The organism is Noviherbaspirillum sedimenti (genome assembly GCF_003590835.1).
GTDB classification, from domain to species: Bacteria; Pseudomonadota; Gammaproteobacteria; order Burkholderiales; family Burkholderiaceae_D; genus Paucimonas; species Paucimonas sedimenti.
In genome coordinates, this window is record NZ_QYUQ01000002.1 from 420,518 (window position 1) to 437,764 (window position 17,247).

The 17,247-nt window shown below is 59.3% G+C and carries 16 protein-coding genes; 9 read left to right on the forward strand and 7 right to left on the reverse strand.

The features are described 5' to 3' along the window. The first annotated feature begins 7 nt into the window (after window positions 1–7). From earP to purU, 4 genes are all read left to right on the forward strand, one after another. Entirely contained in the window at window positions 8–1,207 is a 1,200-nt protein-coding gene (gene earP, locus D3878_RS02080; RefSeq protein WP_119787649.1) for an elongation factor P maturation arginine rhamnosyltransferase EarP, read from the forward strand. Between the two features lie 109 nt (window positions 1,208–1,316). Then, a complete protein-coding gene (locus D3878_RS02085) occupies window positions 1,317–1,892 on the forward strand; it encodes an elongation factor P (RefSeq protein ID WP_119783967.1) in 576 nt (191 codons plus the stop codon). Window positions 1,893–2,146: 254 nt separating this feature from the next. Then, on the forward strand, window positions 2,147–2,719 hold the full coding sequence (locus tag D3878_RS02090; RefSeq protein ID WP_119783968.1) for a bactofilin family protein: 573 nt from the start codon (window positions 2,147–2,149) through the stop codon (window positions 2,717–2,719). A 203-nt stretch (window positions 2,720–2,922) separates the two neighbouring features. Beyond that, entirely contained in the window at window positions 2,923–3,798 is an 876-nt protein-coding gene (purU, locus tag D3878_RS02095; protein WP_119783969.1) for a formyltetrahydrofolate deformylase, read from the forward strand. On the opposite strand, the gene gorA is transcribed toward purU, so the two are convergent. Genes gorA through yjgA form a run of 4 tightly spaced genes read right to left on the reverse strand, consistent with a single transcriptional unit; the run spans window position 3,791 to window position 7,120 of the window. Beyond that, entirely contained in the window at window positions 3,791–5,170 is a 1,380-nt protein-coding gene (gene gorA, locus D3878_RS02100) for a glutathione-disulfide reductase (protein ID WP_119783970.1), read from the reverse strand. The two genes, purU and gorA, sit on opposite strands and share 8 nt — an antisense overlap. 49 nt (window positions 5,171–5,219) lie before the next feature. After that, a complete protein-coding gene (locus D3878_RS02105; protein ID WP_119783971.1) occupies window positions 5,220–5,894 on the reverse strand; it encodes an alpha/beta hydrolase in 675 nt (224 codons plus the stop codon). A gap of 22 nt (window positions 5,895–5,916) precedes the next feature. After that, window positions 5,917–6,537, reverse strand: a complete 621-nt coding sequence (gene mog / locus D3878_RS02110; protein ID WP_119783972.1) for a molybdopterin adenylyltransferase — start codon at window positions 6,535–6,537, stop codon at window positions 5,917–5,919. After that, on the reverse strand, window positions 6,515–7,120 hold the full coding sequence (gene yjgA, locus D3878_RS02115; protein ID WP_119783973.1) for a ribosome biogenesis factor YjgA: 606 nt from the start codon (window positions 7,118–7,120) through the stop codon (window positions 6,515–6,517). The genes mog and yjgA overlap by 23 nt, the downstream gene beginning before the upstream one ends. A 106-nt stretch (window positions 7,121–7,226) precedes the next feature. On the opposite strand from yjgA, the gene pmbA reads away from it, so the two are divergent. The 3 genes from pmbA to D3878_RS02130 all read left to right on the forward strand — a co-directional run bounded on the left by pmbA (window position 7,227) and on the right by D3878_RS02130 (window position 11,104). Then, window positions 7,227–8,591: a metalloprotease PmbA gene (gene pmbA / locus D3878_RS02120; RefSeq protein ID WP_119783974.1), complete on the forward strand. Its 1,365-nt coding sequence runs from the start codon at window positions 7,227–7,229 to the stop codon at window positions 8,589–8,591. 173 nt (window positions 8,592–8,764) lie between these two features. Then, entirely contained in the window at window positions 8,765–9,844 is a 1,080-nt protein-coding gene (locus tag D3878_RS02125; protein ID WP_119783975.1) for a TRAP transporter substrate-binding protein, read from the forward strand. A 180-nt stretch (window positions 9,845–10,024) separates the two neighbouring features. Then, the gene (locus D3878_RS02130; protein WP_119783976.1) at window positions 10,025–11,104 is read left to right on the forward strand and encodes a TRAP transporter substrate-binding protein; all 1,080 of its coding nucleotides are present in this window, start codon (window positions 10,025–10,027) and stop codon (window positions 11,102–11,104) included. Window positions 11,105–11,246: 142 nt separating this feature from the next. Here the strand turns inward: D3878_RS02130 and D3878_RS02135 are convergent, their stop codons facing one another. From D3878_RS02135 to argH, 3 genes are all read right to left on the reverse strand, one after another. Next, the gene (locus D3878_RS02135) at window positions 11,247–12,950 is read right to left on the reverse strand and encodes a TRAP transporter large permease (RefSeq protein WP_119783977.1); all 1,704 of its coding nucleotides are present in this window, start codon (window positions 12,948–12,950) and stop codon (window positions 11,247–11,249) included. After that, window positions 12,947–13,489: a TRAP transporter small permease subunit gene (locus D3878_RS02140; protein ID WP_119787650.1), complete on the reverse strand. Its 543-nt coding sequence runs from the start codon at window positions 13,487–13,489 to the stop codon at window positions 12,947–12,949. Before D3878_RS02140 ends, D3878_RS02135 begins: the two co-directional genes overlap by 4 nt. 317 nt (window positions 13,490–13,806) lie before the next feature. Then, the gene (gene argH, locus D3878_RS02145; protein WP_119787651.1) at window positions 13,807–15,201 is read right to left on the reverse strand and encodes an argininosuccinate lyase; all 1,395 of its coding nucleotides are present in this window, start codon (window positions 15,199–15,201) and stop codon (window positions 13,807–13,809) included. Window positions 15,202–15,328: 127 nt separating this feature from the next. Between argH and D3878_RS02150 the strand changes: the two genes are divergently transcribed. Then, a complete protein-coding gene (locus D3878_RS02150; protein WP_119783978.1) occupies window positions 15,329–16,378 on the forward strand; it encodes a sensor histidine kinase in 1,050 nt (349 codons plus the stop codon). Next, window positions 16,378–17,196: a LytR/AlgR family response regulator transcription factor gene (locus D3878_RS02155; RefSeq protein WP_119783979.1), complete on the forward strand. Its 819-nt coding sequence runs from the start codon at window positions 16,378–16,380 to the stop codon at window positions 17,194–17,196. The genes D3878_RS02150 and D3878_RS02155 overlap by 1 nt, the downstream gene beginning before the upstream one ends. Window positions 17,197–17,247 lie beyond the last annotated feature (51 nt).

The window sequence follows — 17,247 nt, forward strand, 5'->3', positions numbered from 1 at the left end:
TTTCGGCATGCGAAACCAAGCAAGCACCCTCACCATTTTCTGCAAAGTCGTCGACAACTATGGCGACGCCGGCATCTGCTGGCGCCTGGCAAGACAACTGCATCAAGAGCATGGCATCGCCGTCACTCTTTGGATAGACGATCTGCAGACCTTGCAGCGGATCTGCCCGGACCTTGCGACCAACGCCGACGTACAACAGCTTGCCGGTGTGACGGTGCGCCACTGGCGCGATCAGGCGGGCGACTTTTCGGCCGGCGATGTCGCCGACATCGTCATTGAATTTTTTGCCTGTGATATCCCGCCAGGCTACATTGCCGCAATGGCGGAGCGCAATCCGCGTCCGGTGTGGCTCAACCTGGAAGGCTTGAGCGCGGAGGAATGGGTGGAGGGGTGTCATGCCTTGCCGTCAATGCACCCACGTTTGCCGTTGACGAAATATTTTTTCTTCCCTGGCTTTACCAGTAAAACGGGCGGCTTGCTGCGCGAATCTGCATTGGAAGAGCAGCGTCGGCAATTTCAAGCGGACCAGCCGGCCAAGGCGGCGTTCCTGGCCCAGTTTGGCGTGACGCCGGCAGAAATGGCTTCGCTGAAGGTGTCCTTGTTCTGTTATCCGCACGCACCTGTGGCGGCATTGTTCGAAGCATGGCAGGGCGGCGGTACCGCAATCACTTGCCTGGTGCCCGAAGGCGTCGCGGTCGCGGCGATTCAGGCGTTTATCGGCGGGGATGCAGGGGGCGAAGCCAAGCCGGGCGCGGCACGCACCCGCGGCGCGCTGACCGTACGCGTCCTGCCTTTTGTCGCGCAACCGGACTACGACAAGCTGTTATGGGCATGCGACCTCAATTTCGTGCGTGGCGAGGATTCCTTTGTACGGGCGCAGTGGGCGGGCATGCCATTCATCTGGCATATCTATCCGCAGGACGAAAACCTGCATCACAAGAAACTCCGTGCGTTCTTGCAGCGATACTCCGCTGACATCGGAAGTTTGAATGCCTTCTCCTTGCGCTGGAATGGCGCTGGAGCGGAGAACGTGAATGCGCCGGACGACTGGTCCGCGCTATGGCCGTCATTGCAGGCCGACATGCCAAAAATCGCCTGCAGGGCGACAGAATGGCATCAGGAAATGTTGACAAATGGAGATCTGGCTAGCAATTTGCTGAAGTTTGCAGACTCGCTGCGGTCAGTGACTACAGAAAACTCGGTATAATATGCGGTTGATCTAGTGCGTTTTCTTTGTTGAAACGTGAGCTTACGGCGCAGTTGGCCATAGAGCGACAGATAATATTCATGCAACCTATTTTTTACGTACATTCTCTATGAAACCTGCAAAAGAAGTTCGCGTTGGCAACATCATCATGGTTGACGGCAAGCCTTTTATCGTGCTGCGTTCGGACGTTAACGGTTCGAGCCGCACGGGCTTCACCTACAAATGGAAGATGAAAAATCTTCTGACGAACAGCCCGCTGGAAAACGTTTTCCGCGGCGACGACAAGTTCGACGTCGTTGTTCTCGATAAAAAGCCGGTGACCTATTCGTATTTCGCCGATCCGCTGTATGTATTCATGGATGAAGAATACAATCAGTTTGAAATCGAAGAAGAAAACCTCGGCGATGCGCTGCATTACCTGAAAGACGGCATGGAATGCGAAGCCGTGTTTTATGATGGCAAAGCGATTTCCGTTGAATTGCCCATCACGATCGCGCGCCAGGTGGTTTACTCCGAGCCTGCAGTCAAGGGCAATACTTCGGGCAACGTCCTGAAAGAAGCGCAGATTGAAAACGCCATCGAGGCGCATCGCCACACCGTTCAGGTGCCGCTGTTCGTGGCAACGGATGACGTGATTGAAATTGATACCCGCACCAACGAGTACAAGCGTGTGGTCCGTAACTAAGACCCCCCGAAATCAAAAAAACGCTGCCTTCGAGCAGCGTTTTTTTTCGCCAGTCGTTAGGCATTTCCCGATGGTATTTTCGATTGTAAGAAAAATTTTTTCTAATTTGTAACAAAATCGGAACTTTCTGAAGTTGCTAATGACCAACGCAAGTGCCCGGTAGTATTTCCATGCGGAATCAGGTTTCGGCCTGGGGTTGGCGCGAACGAATTTTTTAATCCAGACATTGATTTGTCCCATTTTCAGGAGATAGCATGCTTCGCTCAGAAACGCTTTTCGGCAAACGTGATTCCACAAACAATACATCCAATATGACGAGCAACACCGCGCAACCGATTGGCAGCAGCCTGACTTCTTCCAGCCCGCTCAGGACCAGCGCGCCCGCCGCCAGCGTGCCCGCTTCGCTCGATAACAGCGTCGCCAAGGCCGCAGCCGCATCCGCCTCCGCCGCTACCGCCAGCACCAATGAAGTCGGCAGCAAACTGATCGTCGGACCGAACATCAAGCTCAAAGGCGTTGAAATCACCGATTGCGACACGCTGGTGGTCGAAGGTCGGGTCGAAGCGACCATGGATTCGCGCGTGATCCAGATCGCCGAATGCGGCGCTTTCAAGGGTTCGGCCGAAATCGATATCGCCGAAATCCACGGCGAATTCGACGGCGACCTGACCGTGCGCCAGAAGCTGGTGATTTACGCGACCGGCAAGGTCACGGGCAAGATCCGTTATGGCAAGGTCGTGATCGAAGAGGGCGGCCAGCTGGCTGGCGACGTCCAGGTTGGTACTTCCGGCACCGCCCGCAACCTGTCGGTTGCCAAGGCCAGCTGATCGCGCCAGGCGGATAAACAGGAGGCGCCGACAGCCGGACCCGCATACGCGCGGACCGGTGCTTGTGCGTTTCCTCCTGGAGTTCGAAATGGCCAGTGCCCCGCAAGGGCGCTGGCCATTTTTATTGGCGCTTGCAGAAATGCTTGCCAGCCGTGCGACAATAACAAGGTTTGGAAACAACGGCACAAAGCTTCGACCTTCCCATGACCACCACGCATCCGCAATATATCCTTACCCTGTCCTGCCTCGACCAGCGCGGCATCGTGCATCGGGTGTCCGGCTTCCTGGCTGAACATGGCTGCAACATCATCGACTCGGCCCAGTTCGGCGATGCGCAATCGCAGCTGTTTTTCATGCGCGTGCATTTTTCCGCAGAAGACCCGGCCTTGCCGGATGCAGCCCTGCGCGCGCGCTTCGCCGAAATGGCGGAGGGCATGCGGATGAACTGGCAATTGAACGACGCGCGAGAAAAACCGCGCGTGATGCTGATGGTTTCCAAAATCGGCCATTGCCTGAACGATTTGCTGTTTCGTTACAAGAGCGGCCTGCTGCCGGTGGAAATTCCGGCGATTGTCTCCAACCATACCGACTTCTATCAACTGGCGGCGAGCTACAACATTCCCTTCCACCACCTGCCGCTGGCGGCTGGCGCTTCGGCCGATGCCAAGCGCGCGCAGGAAGCGCGGATGCTGGAAATCATCAAGACCAATGACATCGATCTGGTGGTGCTGGCGCGCTATATGCAGATTCTCTCGCCTGAACTGTGCGAGGCCTTGAAGGGGCGGGCGATCAATATCCACCATTCCTTCCTGCCCAGCTTCAAGGGCGCCAAGCCCTATTACCAGGCGCATGACCGCGGCGTCAAGCTGATCGGCGCCACCGCCCATTTCGTCACCGGCGACCTCGACGAGGGGCCGATCATCGAGCAGGGGGTCGAGCGGGTCGATCATGCAATGGATCCGGAGACGCTGACGGCCATCGGCCGCGATATCGAATGCGTGGTGCTGGCGCGCGCGGTGAAGTGGTTCGTCGAACACCGCATCCTGCTGAACGGTCACAAGACCGTGGTGTTCAAGTAGGCGGGGCGTCCGTTGTTGCGCCGCCTGCGTTGCGCGCAGGCGTGCGCATCAGCACGAATTCTTCGGCGGCGGTCGGGTGGATGGCGATGGTGCGGTCGAATTGCGCCTTGGTGACGCCGGCCGTGACTGCCACCGCCAGGCTTTGCACGATTTCGGGCGCATCGGCGCCAATCATGTGGATGCCACGCACGCGGTCGCTGGCGGTATCGACCAGCAGTTTCATGTAGGTGCGCCCCTTGCCGCCGCTGAAAGCTTCGCGCATCGGCCTGAAGTCGGCTTCGTAGACTGTGGTGGGCGCGCTGCATTGCGCTTCGGTCGGGCCGAGCGAGGCCATGGGCGGCAATGTGAATACAGCGGTGGCAATCGATTCCAGCGCCACCGGCGCGTCGTGGCCCGCAGCAAATAGCCGGTCGGCCAGCCAGCGCCCTTCGGCAATGGCCACCGGCGTCAGGTTCTTGCGGTCGGTGACGTCACCCACCGCATGCAGGCCGGGCAGCGCGGTCGCCAGTTCGGCATTCACCGGCACCGCGCCATTCTTGCCAAGTTCGAGGCCGATCGCTTCCAGCCCAAGCTTGGCGGTATTGGGGCGGCGCCCCAGGGCATTGAGCGTCCAGGGCGTATCCAGCGTTTCACCGGCAGGCAGGTGCAGGCGCCAGCCGGCGGGCAGGCGCTCGATCCGGCTCGCCATGCAGCCCGGCCGCAAATCGATGCCGGCCTGGGCCAGCGCGGTGGCCAGGCGGGTACGCAGGTCGTCGTCGAAGCCGCGCAGCGGCAGGCGGTCGCGGTACAGCATGGTCACCGCCACCCCCAGCCGCGCCAGCATGCTGGCGAACTCGGCCGCGATGTAGCCGCCGCCGAGCACCACGGCGCTGGCGGGCAACTCCCGCAGGTCGAGCAAGTCGTCCGAGGTCGGACAGTCTTCCAGGCTGGGGATGACGTCGCGCGCGGGGCGGGCGCCGGTGGCGATGACGATGTGTTTTGCGGTGAATTCCTGTGCGCCGACCGCCAGCCGGTGCGGCGCCAGCAGGCGCGCCGTGCCTTCAATGAGGGTGACGTCGCCGTCGGCCAGCAGCTTGCGGTACACGTCTTCCAGGCGCGCGGTCTCGGCCGCCTTGGCATCGGCCCAGCGCGTCATGGAAAACGCGGTCTCTGGAACCGTCCAGCCGAAGCCGGCGGCTTCCCGCAGCAGCTCGCCGTACTGGGCGGCGTACATCAGGAGTTTTTTGGGGACGCAGCCGCGGATCACGCAGGTGCCGCCGACCCGGCTGTTTTCGATGACGGCGACACGGGCGCCATGGCGCGCGGCGCGGCGGGACAGGGCGACGCCGCCGGAGCCGGCGCCGATGACGATCAGATCGAATTCCTGCGACATGTGCGCTCCTCGTCTGCCTGGTGCCGGCGAACGCGCCGGCTGCAATGGCCTAGCCCAGCACGCGCTTGAGCCAGGCACCGATGTCCTCGATTTCTTCCATGCAGACCGAATGCTGCATCGGATATTCATGCCATTCGACCTGGCAGCCAAACGAACGCAGCAGGTCGCGCGACGCTTCGGCGCGCTCCAGCGGAACCACCGGGTCGCCGCGGCCGTGCGCCATGAAGACCGGCGTGGCCTGGTTGGCGGGATGCGCTTCGGCGGCGACGACGCCAGCCAGCGGCAGGTAACCCGACAGGCACAAGAGACCGGCCAGCGGCTCGGGGTGGCGCAGGCCGGACTGCAGGGTCATGGCGCAGCCTTGCGAAAAGCCGGCCAGGACGATGCGGCTGGCGGGAATGCCGCGCGCCTTTTCACGCGCAATCAATTGTTCCACCGCTTGCTGCGAGTGGCGCAAGCCGCCTTCGTCTTCACGCTTGGTCAGGTCCTCGCCCAGCGCGATGTCGTACCAGGAGCGCATCACGTAGCCGCCGTTCATGGTTACCGGCATCAGCGGCGCATGCGGGAAGACGAAGCGGATGGCCGGGCAGCCCGTCAGGTCCAGTTCGCGCACGATCGGCACGAAGTCGGAGCCGTCGGCGCCCAGGCCATGCATCCAGATGACGGCAACGGTCGGGTTGGGGGCGGTGTCGATCTGGATCGATTCGAGAAGGGCGTCGTTCATGTCGGGATGAAGATTGGGTGGTTCAGGATTTGGTGCGGATCGCCGATTTCGGCCGGAAGGCCTTGCAGACGGCGTCGTGCGTTTCGATGTAGGGGCCGCCGATCAGGTCGATGCAATAGGGGACGGCGGCGAAGATGCCGTGCACCAGCTGCTTGCCGTCGGCATCCTTCAGGCCTTCGAGGGTTTCCTTGATCGACTTCGGCTGGCCCGGCAGGTTCATGATCAGCGCCGCATGGTCCGTGGTTTCGCGGATCACCGCGACCTGGCGCGAGAGGATCGCGGTGGGGACGAATTGCAGGCTGATCTGCCGCATCTGTTCGCCGAAGCCGGGCATCTCTTTTGTGGCAACCGCCAGGGTCGCTTCGGGGGTGACGTCGCGCCGGGCGGGGCCGGTGCCGCCGGTGGTCAGCACCAGGTCGCAGCCGGCCACGTCCACCAGTTCGATCAGGGTTTGTTCGATGGCGGCGCGCTCGTCCGGAATCAGCCGGGACTCCATGCGCCAGGGGCTGGCGATGGCGGTGGCGAACCAGTCCTGCAGGGCTGGCAAGCCCTGGTCCTGGTAGACGCCGGCGGCAGCGCGGTCGGAAATCGAGACCAGGCCGATCAGCAGCTCGTCGGGATCATTCCTCGGCGGCTTCGTCATCTGCTTCATCGTCGGCTGCGATATCGCTGGCGCTGCGTGACGCGGCTTTCTCCAGGTCCTTGAGGATCTGGAAGATTTCACGGTAGGCCCTGGGCGGCTTGTTTTCGGCCTGCTCCTTGCGGGCATTGCGGATCAGGGTGCGCAACTGCTGCGCATCCAGTTCCGGGTGCTTGGCCAGCAGCTCGGTGAGGGCGGCGTCGTTGGCCAGCAGCTTGTCGCGGCGGCGCTCGATCAGGTGCAAGGCGGCGGCGTCGGCTTTGGAAGTGCCGCGCCAGCTGTCGATGACCTTCTGGATGGCGGCGATTTCATGTTCTTCCAGGGTGCGCATCTTCTTGCCGACAAACTGCAACTGGCGGCGGCGCCCTTCATGGTCCGTGATTTTCTGGCATTCAAGGATGGCGTCGCGCACATCTTCCGGCATGGGCACGCGTTTGACGCGGTCGCGCGAATTTGCAATCAATTCCGCCCCCAGCTTTTGCAGGGCGGTCATTTCGCGCTTTAATTGCGACTTGGAGGGGCGGTCGTATTCCTGCTCGAATTCGTTGGACTGAAAGCCGCAGGATCCCCGGTTAGGATTTGGCATGGATTTGCGTGATGCTGAAAGCAATTTGGTAAACGGCTGCTATCATAACCCCTTTCCCGCCGATTGCGGTTAAAGCCATTATTCCCACAAAAAAGACATCGAGCCCATGAGCGATACCGTATTTACCTACAGCCAGGAACAATTGCAACAACTCGCGCAGGACGTATTGCGTTATGCAAAGGAAAAAGGCGCATCCGGTGCGGCGGTCGATATCAGCGAAGGCAGTGGCCTGGGGGTCACTGTGCGCAAAGGTAATATCGAAACCATCGAGCAAAACAAGGACAAGGGTATCGGCGTCACGGTGTACATGGGGGCGGAAGGCCATATCCGCCGCGGCAATGCCAGCACCTCGGATTTTTCCCGGCTGTCCCTGCGGGCGACAGTGGAGGCCGCCTATAACATCGCCCGCTTCACCGCGGAAGACGATTGCGCCGGCTTGCCGGACGCCGATACGCTGGAAATGGCGCCGCTTGACCTGCAATTGTGCCATCCCTGGCTGATCGCGGCCGAGGAAGCCGCCGAACTGGCGCGGCGCACCGAGGCGGCGGCGTTTGCAGTCGACAAGCGCATCACCAATAGCGAAGGCGCCAGCGTGTATGCGCAACAATCGCAATTCATCTCCGCCAATTCACGCGGTTTCATGGGCGGCTACCCCTTTTCCCGGCACACGCTGTCGGTGGCGCCGATTGCCGGCAAGGGCGCGCACATGCAGCGCGATGACTGGTATTCCTCGATGCGCGACCCGGCCAGGCTGGCCGGGCCCGAAGCCATCGGCCGCTATGCCGCCGAGCGCGCGCTGGCGCGCCTGAACGGTCGCAAGCTCGATACCCGCAAATGCCCGGTATTGTTCGAGGCGCCGCTGGCGGCCGGCTTGCTGGGAGCCTTCGTGCAGGCGGTGTCGGGCGGCGCCCTGTACCGCAAATCGACTTTCCTGCTCGACACCCTCGGCCAGCCCGTGTTCGCACCGCACATCCAGATCGTCGAAGACCCGCATGTGATTGGCGCGGTTGGCTCATCTCCTTTTGACGATGAAGGCGTCAAGACGCATCGCCGCGATGTAGTGCGCGATGGCGTGGTGCAGGGCTATTTCCTCTCCACCTATTCGGCGCGCAAGCTGGGCATGAAAACCACCGGCAACTCGGGCGGTTCGCACAACCTCAAGCTGTTTTCCACGCAGACTGCGGCGAACGACAACTTCAAAGGCATGCTGAAAAAAATGGATACCGGCTTGCTGGTGACCGAGTTGATGGGGCAGGGTGTCAATTACGTTACAGGCGATTATTCGCGCGGCGCTTCCGGCTACTGGGTCGAAAATGGCGTGATCCAGTATCCCGTGGAGGAAATCACGATCGCTGGCAGCATGCGCGAGATGTTTGCGCAAATCGTCGCCATCGGCGCCGATACGCTGGTGCGTGGCACCAAGGAAACCGGCTCGATTTTGATAGAAAGCATGACTGTCGCGGGTAGTTGACACTTCGGCCTAGCTGCCATGTAACGATAATCGCTCTGCCAATGTTGCGTTGCGGTAGATGCCGGCGTTGCGATATTTTGAATTTCACAATAAACTTCCCTTGCATTTATTGCCAGTAAGAAACTCACAAGGTCGATGGCAAGCGATCTGTGAATCAAATTAAAGGAGACAATATGGAACGGCGGTCATTTCTGAAAAAAGCAGCGGTCGGTGCATCTGCTGGGGCGCTTGCCGCACCGGCGCTGGCGCAATCGCAACCGACAATCAACTGGCGCCTGGCGTCGAGCTTTCCCAAATCGCTGGATACCATTTATGGTGCGGCAGAAACGTTTTCCAAGCGTGTCTCGCAACTCACCGGCGGCAAGTTCAATATCCGCGTATTCGCCGGCGGCGAAGTGGTGCCGGCGCTCCAGGTGCTGGATGCGGTACAAGCCGGAACTGTGGAAATGGGCCACAGCGCGTCTTACTACTACTTTGGCAAGGACCCGACCTTTGCCTTTGATGCGGCAGTGCCGTTCGGCCTGAATTCGCGCCAGCAGACTGCCTGGTTCGATCAGGGGGGCGGGCGTGAATTGACGCGCGAATTCTTCCGTGAATACGGCGTGATGAATTTCCAGGGCGGGAACACCGGCGCGCAGATGGGCGGCTGGTTCCGTAGGGAAATCAAGACGGTCAAGGATCTGAATGGACTGAAGATGCGCATCAGCGCGTTTGCCGGACGCGTGATGCAGCCATTGGGTCTGGTGCCGCAGCAGATCGCCGGTGGCGATATCTATCCGGCGCTGGAAAAAGGCACGATCGACGCCGCTGAATGGATCGGTCCCTACGATGATGAAAAGCTCGGCTTCAACAAGGTCGCGCCGTTTTACTACACGCCGGGCTGGTGGGAACCAAGCCTGCAGGTGTCCTTTTACGTCGGCATCAAGGAATGGGAAAAGCTGCCGAAGGAGTATCAGGCCGCCCTCGAAACCGCCACTTATGAATCTCATGTGGTGATGCAGGCAGAATATGATGCCCGCAATCCGGTCGCACTGGCGCGCATGTTGAAACAGGGCGTGAAGCTGCGCGCCTTTTCCAAGGAAATCATGGAGGCGTGCTCGAAGTCCGCTACAAGCTTCATGGAAGAAGAAGCATCCAAGAACGCGAAGTTCAGGAAAATTTACGAGCCATGGAAACGGTTCCGCCAGGACCAGAATCAGTGGTTCTCGGTGGCTGAATCGACCATGCAGAACTTCATGATCAGCCGCAAATAAACAGGAATTTTTACTTCAATATGGAAAAGCCCGTATGGCCGCAAGCCTAGCGGGCTTTTGTTTGATATTGATGCGGCGCGATATGGGTTTCGGTTGCGGGGTACATGACACTGCCTCTACAATTCGCGTTGTGATAAAGCAATTTCACCGTCTTTAAAATTTAATCCTTGAGGAGATCATATGGAACGTCGTTCCTTTCTAAAAAAAGCGGCGGTTGGTGCATCGGTTGCGGGCGTGGCAGCGCCTGCACTGGCGCAAGCGCAACCGACGATCAATTGGCGCCTGGCTTCGAGCTTTCCAAAATCCCTGGATACGCTATATGGAACTGCCGAGGTGTTTTCCAAGCGTGTTTCGCAATTGACAGGCGGTAAATTCAATATCCGCGTGTTTGCGGGCGGTGAAATCATTCCTGCACTGCAGGTCGTTGATGCAGTCCAGGCCGGCACCATCGAGATGGGGCATACCGCTCCGTACTATTATTTCGGCAAGGATTCGACATTTGCATTCGACTGCGCCGTTCCCTTCGGCATGAATTCCCGTCAGCAGACCGCCTGGATGAACCAGGGCGGCGGTATGGAACTGATGCGCGACTTTTACAAGGACTACGGCATCGTCAATTTCCTGGGCGGGAATACCGGCGCGCAAATGGGCGGCTGGTTCCGCAAGGAGATCAAGACGCTGAATGACATCAAAGGCTTGAAGATGCGCATCAGCGCATTTGCCGGCAAGGTCATGGCGCCGTTGGGTCTGGTGCCGCAGCAATTGGCGGGCGCAGATATTTATCCTGCTCTGGAAAAAGGCACGCTTGACGCGGTCGAATGGACCACGCCGTACGACGATGAAAAGCTCGGCTTCCACAAGGTCGCGCCTTACTACTATGCACCCGGCTGGTGGGAAGCGGGCGCGCAGCTCTCATTCTATGTCGGCATTAAAGAGTGGGAAAAGCTGCCGAAGGAATACCAGCATGCGATTGAAGCCGCGTCATTTGAAGCGCATGTCACGATGCAGGCCGAATACGATGCGAAGAATCCGGCTGCGCTGGCACGACTGATCAAGAGCGGCGCCAAGCTGCGTTTCTTCTCCAAAGAGATCATGGAAGCCGCTTACAAGGCTGCAATGCAGACAATGGAAGAGGAAGCCGCCAAGAATGCGAAATTCAAGAAGATTTATGAACCGTACAAGCGTTTCCAGCGTAACCAGAACCAATGGTTCTCGGTGGCTGAAGCGCCGATGCAAAACTTCATGGTCAGTCGCAAGTAATTAATTAAAGCAATTCGAAGACTTCGGTAACCCGCAGCGCGAAAGCCCTGCGGGTTATTTTTTGTGCCCCTGATTAGTTGATCGGCATAAAAAAACCCGCATGCAATGCATGCGGGTTTCAAGGGTTGACGACAATGCGGGATTATTTTTTATCGTCTTCAGTGGAGAAGTGCAGTTGCGGCGCTTCTTCATCTCCCTGCCGGTTTTCTTCGCTCATCGGACTCTCGATCACTAAGCCTTCGGACGGTGTCGAGGCAACGCCTTTGTCAAGCAGGCCGGTAACCATTTGCGGGAATGCGATGACGAGCACGACCATGATGATTTGCAGTCCGACCCAGGGCAAGGCTCCCCAATAAATATCCGAGCTTTTTACTTCTTTCGGTGCTACGCCGCGCAAATAGAACAAGGCAAAACCGAAGGGCGGATGCATGAAGGAGGTTTGCATATTTACGCAAAGCATGACGCCAAACCAGACCAAGGCAGCCGGTGCCGCTGCTTCCACACTTCCCATGCTTTCGACCAGTACAGGTGTCAGGACTTTTTGCGCAACCGGAGCAATCATTGGCACGACAATGAAGGCAATTTCAAAGAAATCGAGGAAAAACGCCAGGAAAAATATGAAAAGGTTCACAACAATTAAGAACCCAATCCAACCGCCGGGAAGCGAGGCGAATAAATGTTCGACCCAGAGGCCGCCGTCGACTCCCAGAAACACGACTGAAAAACATGTGGAGCCGATCAGAATGAAGACAACCATCGACGTCAGACGCATGGTTGATTGATAGCCCTGCACAATCAGATCATGCAATTCGCGCATGCGGCTTGCGCGAATCAGCAGCCAGACAATGACCAGGTAGACGACCACCAATGCGGCTCGCAAGAATGGCATGGCGGCTGCGCTGACACCAATTTCCGTCGTATAAAAAAGCGCCCCGATGAGGGCTGCTGCAGCCAGGCAGAGCATGCCGGCACGAAACACAATCTTGTCCCTGCGCGTGAATTCCTTGCTACGCAAGACGGCAAGGATCACTGCGCCAAGTGCTCCCATTGCGCCCGATTCCGTCGGCGTGGCAATGCCAAGCATCATTGTTCCCAGCACCATAAAAATCAGTACTGCGGAAGGAATGATGCCTCGCAAGCATTTTTTCCAGAGCGTCCAGCCGTGCAATGTCCGTGCTTCTTTCGGCAGCGCAGGCACCCAGGCGGGTTTGATTCGCGACAAAATAAATGTGTAGAGCGCGAACAGGCTGATCTGCACCAGGGAGGGACCCCATGCGCCCAGGTACATGCTGCCGACGTCGGCACTTGCCGTGGGAGTTCTCAGCTGGTCTGCCAGAACCACCAGGACCAGCGAGGGTGGTACAAGTTGTGTGATGGTGCCGGATGCCGCAAGGACGCCCGTGGTGTAGCGCATGTTGTAACCGTAGCGCATCATCACCGGCAAGGAGATCATTGTCATCGTGATCACCTGGGCAGCGACCGTTCCCGTAATCGCTCCCAAAATGAAGCCGACGATGATGACCGAATAGCCGAGTCCGCCCCGTATCGGACCGAACAACTGCCCCATCGAATCCAGCATCTCTTCCGCCAGGCCGCACTTCTCAAGAATTGCGCCCATGAATGTGAAGAACGGGATCGCCAGCAGCAAGTCGTTTGCCAGGACGTTGCCGAATATCCGTTGCGGGACTGCCTGCAAATAATTAACGCCGAAAAAACCCAATTCAATTGACACGATCCCGAAGGCCAATCCAAGCGCGAGCAAGGAAAAGGCGACCGGGAATCCGATCAGCATGAACAGCACCAGGCCGCCAAACATCAGTGGCGGCATATACTCGAGTGGAATCATTGAACGGGTCTTTCGTATTTGGCGTCAAGATGTGCTTTGCCGGCAAGTGCGGCGATGCGTTTGATCAGTTCTGAGATGCCTTGCAGTGCAAGCAGGGCAAATCCCAATGGGACGATCAACTTGATCGGGTAGAGCGGCAGTCCGCCGGCATTGGAGGATTGCTCGAGAATTCCCCAGGAAGGAAGAAACAGGGTTTTCCAGGAAAGCCAGGTAAACAGCAAACATGCCGGCAGCAGAAAGAAGATGACGCCGAGCGCATCGATGTAATGCTGAATGCGCTCGGATACATGGCCGTAGATTAAGTCGACGCGAACGTGTTCATTGCGCTGAAAGGTGTATGGAGCACCCAGCATGACGGCACCGGCAAACAGATACCACTGTAATTCCAGCGGCCAGTTGTTGCTCCAGTTGAAACCGTACCGGAGCAGGGCATTGGCCGCGCTGACGATACAAGAAAGCAGAATCATGAGATTTGCCACTCGACCTATGGATTGGCCTAATGTATCGATCCAGCGAGATAGCCTTAAAAATGCTTGCATGAATATCCCCTGTTGTTTATTGGCAACCAAGTCGTGCAAGGTGCCTGATTTATTTGCATGATTGGCAAGAAGATCGCGCAATGAAAGCACTTTACTTGGCTGGCGTTCTCTACCTGCACTTTCAGCGGTCGGGCGAATGAGCTCGACATTCAGAACGGCGATGCCAAATAATATGCCTCCAATAGAAAAATTATTGCAGCGAAACCGTTTATTTTTCTCGCAGCTAATCTTCCATCAATCTCATAAAGTATATGTCTTTTCAACGCTGGAAACAGTAGTTAAATGGCAGCGCGCAGCGGTTAACTTTAAGGATTGAATCAGCTGAGCTGAGCGCGCAGGCGGGCAATGGCCGCGCGGACCTGCTCAGGTGCGGTACCGCCGACATGATTGCGCGCTGCAACAGAGCCTTCCAGCGTCAGCACGGCATAGACATCGGCTTCGACCAGGTCCGAGAACGTGCGCAAGTCTTCCAGCGGCAGGTCGGCGAGATCGCAGCCGCGGTCGTCGCAACTGCGCACGGCGCGCGCCACGGCTTCATGGGCATCGCGGAACGGCAGGCCTTTCTTGACCAGGTAGTCGGCCAGGTCGGTGGCCGTGGCATAGCCCTGCAGCGCGGCGGCGCGCATGGCGTCCGGCTTGACGGTAATGCCGCGCGCCATGTCGGCGAAGATGCGCAAGGTGTCGGTCACGGTGTCGACGGTGTCGAACAAGGGTTCCTTGTCTTCCTGGTTATCCTTGTTGTAGGCCAGCGGCTGGCCTTTCATGAGGGTGAGCAGGGCGATCAGGTGACCGTTGACGCGGCCGGTTTTGCCGCGCGCCAGTTCCGGCACGTCCGGATTCTTCTTTTGCGGCATGATCGAGGAGCCCGTGCAGAAGCGGTCGGCGATGTCGATGAAGCCGACGCGCGGGCTCATCCAGATCACCAGTTCTTCGGACATGCGCGAGATATGGGTCATGACGAGGGCCGCGGCGGCGCAGAATTCAATGGCGAAGTCGCGGTCGGAGACGGCGTCCAGGGAATTGTGGCAGACGTCCTCGAAACCCAGGGTCTGCGCCACGCGGGCGCGGTCGATCGGGAAGGTGGTGCCGGCCAGAGCGGCGGCGCCCAGCGGCAGGCGGTTGACGCGGCGGCGGCAGTCGGCCATGCGCTCGGCGTCACGGCCGAACATTTCGACATAGGCCAGCATGTGGTGGCCGAAGGTCACGGGCTGCGCCACCTGCATGTGGGTGAAACCCGGCAGGATGGTGTCGGCATGTTGCTCGGCGAGATCGACCAGGGCCGTCTGCAGACCGCGCAGCAGGGCGACGATGTCATCGATGGCGGCGCGTATGTACAGTCGGATGTCCGTGGCTACCTGGTCGTTGCGCGAGCGCCCGGTGTGCAGGCGCTTGCCGGCGTCGCCGACCAGTTCGGTCAGGCGTTTTTCGATATTCAGGTGGACGTCTTCCAGGTCGAGCAGCCATTCGAAACTGCCGGCGGCGATTTCCGACGCGATCTGCGTCATGCCGCGGCGGATGTCTTCCAGATCCTGGGCCGTGATGATGCCCTGGTGCGCCAGCATCTCGGCATGCGCCAGCGAACCCTGAATGTCGAATGGCGCCAGGCGCTTGTCGAAAAATACCGAAGCAGTGTAACGTTTGACCAGGTCGGAGACGGGTTCGGAAAAGCGGGCCGACCAGGCTTCGCCTTTTTTCGAGAGTTGAGCTGTCATGATTGCGGTGGTGTTTTTACCCGGATGCGCAGCATAATGGCGCAGCTGCCGGATTTTTGAGGAATCCATCATTATAAAACAAGCGCGCCGATTCCCGCGTTGCGCGACACGACGACCCACCAAATTCATGCCAGCCACCAGCGCCGCCTCTCCGCCGATCGAAATCGTGATCCCCGATTGCTGCAATATCGGTGTGGTTTTTCGCGCGCTGGTGGCGGTCAATGCCGCCTTTTTGGCCGGCATCCTGCTGCAGACCAGCGGTTGGCAGGCGGGTCTGTCCAAATTCATCGAAACCTCCACCCTGATCGAGCTGGCCAGCCTGTTGTCGCTGATGGCCCTGTGCGGCGTGCGCAAGCTGATTCGCAGCATGCCGCTGTGGCTGCAGCGCGCCTTGTGCGCCCTGGTGCCGGCAGCCATCGCCAGCCTGCTGATCCGCCTGCTGTCGACCAGCGTTCTGTTCCTCGATGCCCTGGACGGCCTGCATCCGGCCGAGGCCGCGCTGGCCGCCGCCCTGATCGGCATCGCACTGCAGCATTATTTCGAATTGCGCACCCGCGCGTTTTCTCCGGCGCTGGCGGAGGCGCGGCTGCAGGCGCTGCAGGCACGCATCCGTCCGCATTTCCTGTTCAATAGCCTGAATGCGGTGCTGTCGCTGATCCGCACCGAACCGCTGCGCGCCGAAACCACCCTGGAAGACCTGGCTGAACTGTTCCGCGTGCTGATGCGCGACGCCCGCGACATGACCACGCTGGAACAGGAAATCCGCCTGTGCCGGCAATATCTGTCCATCGAGAAGGTGCGCCTGGGCGAGCGCCTGCATGTGAAATGGAATCCGGTCGATATCAGCAAGGAAGTCTTGCAGCGGGCGCAGATCCCGGCGCTGCTGTTGCAGCCCTTGCTGGAAAACGCCGTGCATTACGGCGTCGAGCCGGCCAGCGATGCGGCGCTGATCCAGATCGACATCCGCCGCCAGATCGACCGGATTGAAATCGCGATTGTCAATCCGTATCATGGCGACGCCGCCGCCCCGTGCGGCAATCAGATGGCGCTGACCAATATTCGCCAGCGTCTGGCTTTGCTGTACGATGTCGAAGCCCAGTTGAGCACCTCGGTCGAGCGCGGATTGTTCGAGGTCAGGCTGCGCTTCCCCTATGTGAAAACCAGAAAGGATCGCTGATGGTGCCGCGTCTGCTGATCGTCGACGATGAAGCGCCGGCGCGCGCGCGCCTGGCCATGCTGCTGTCCGATATCGCCGCTGAATGCCCGCACCAGCTGGTGGGCGAGGCCGCCCATGCCCAGGCGGCACTGGATTCGCTTGCCGCAACCCGGCCGGACATTGTGTTGCTCGACGTGCAAATGCCAGGCATGAATGGCATTGAGCTGGCACGCCACCTGGCCGCAGCCGAGGCGCCACCGGCCATCATTTTCGTCAGCGCATTCGACGAATTCGCCCTCAAGGCATTCGAGGTGCACGCGCTCGATTATCTGTTGAAGCCGGTACGCGCGGCCCGCCTGGCGCAGGCGATCCAGCGCGCGGCAACGCTGGTGGCGGTGCCGGCGCAAAAGCAGGCGCTGGCGGCGGCTTCCGCCAGCCTGCGCCAGCAGCGACGGAATTTTTCGGTACAGGAGCGCGGTCGCCTGTTACTGGTGCCGGTCACTGACGTGCTTTATCTGAAAGCCGAGGCGAAATATGTCACCCTGCGTACCGCCTGCCGCAATTTTTTGATCGAGGAATCCCTGAATTCGATCGAGGAAGAGCTGGGGGAATTGTTCATGCGGGTGCATCGCAACGCGCTGGTGGCGCGCAATGCCGTGCTCGGCGTCGAACGGGCACCGATGGGAATGGACGCGGATGGCGGCGAAGAAAAGAGCGAGCGGGGCGAGCGTGCCGACAAGGTGCAGGAGTCCTGGCAAGTGATCGTGCGCGGGCTGGATGAGCGCTTGCCGGTCTCGCGCCGGCAATGGCCGCAGGTCAAGGCGCTGGTGCGCAGCTAGGCAAGGCCGGGCGGTCCCGCCATCTTTCCGGGATGGCGCAATCCCGAAGTT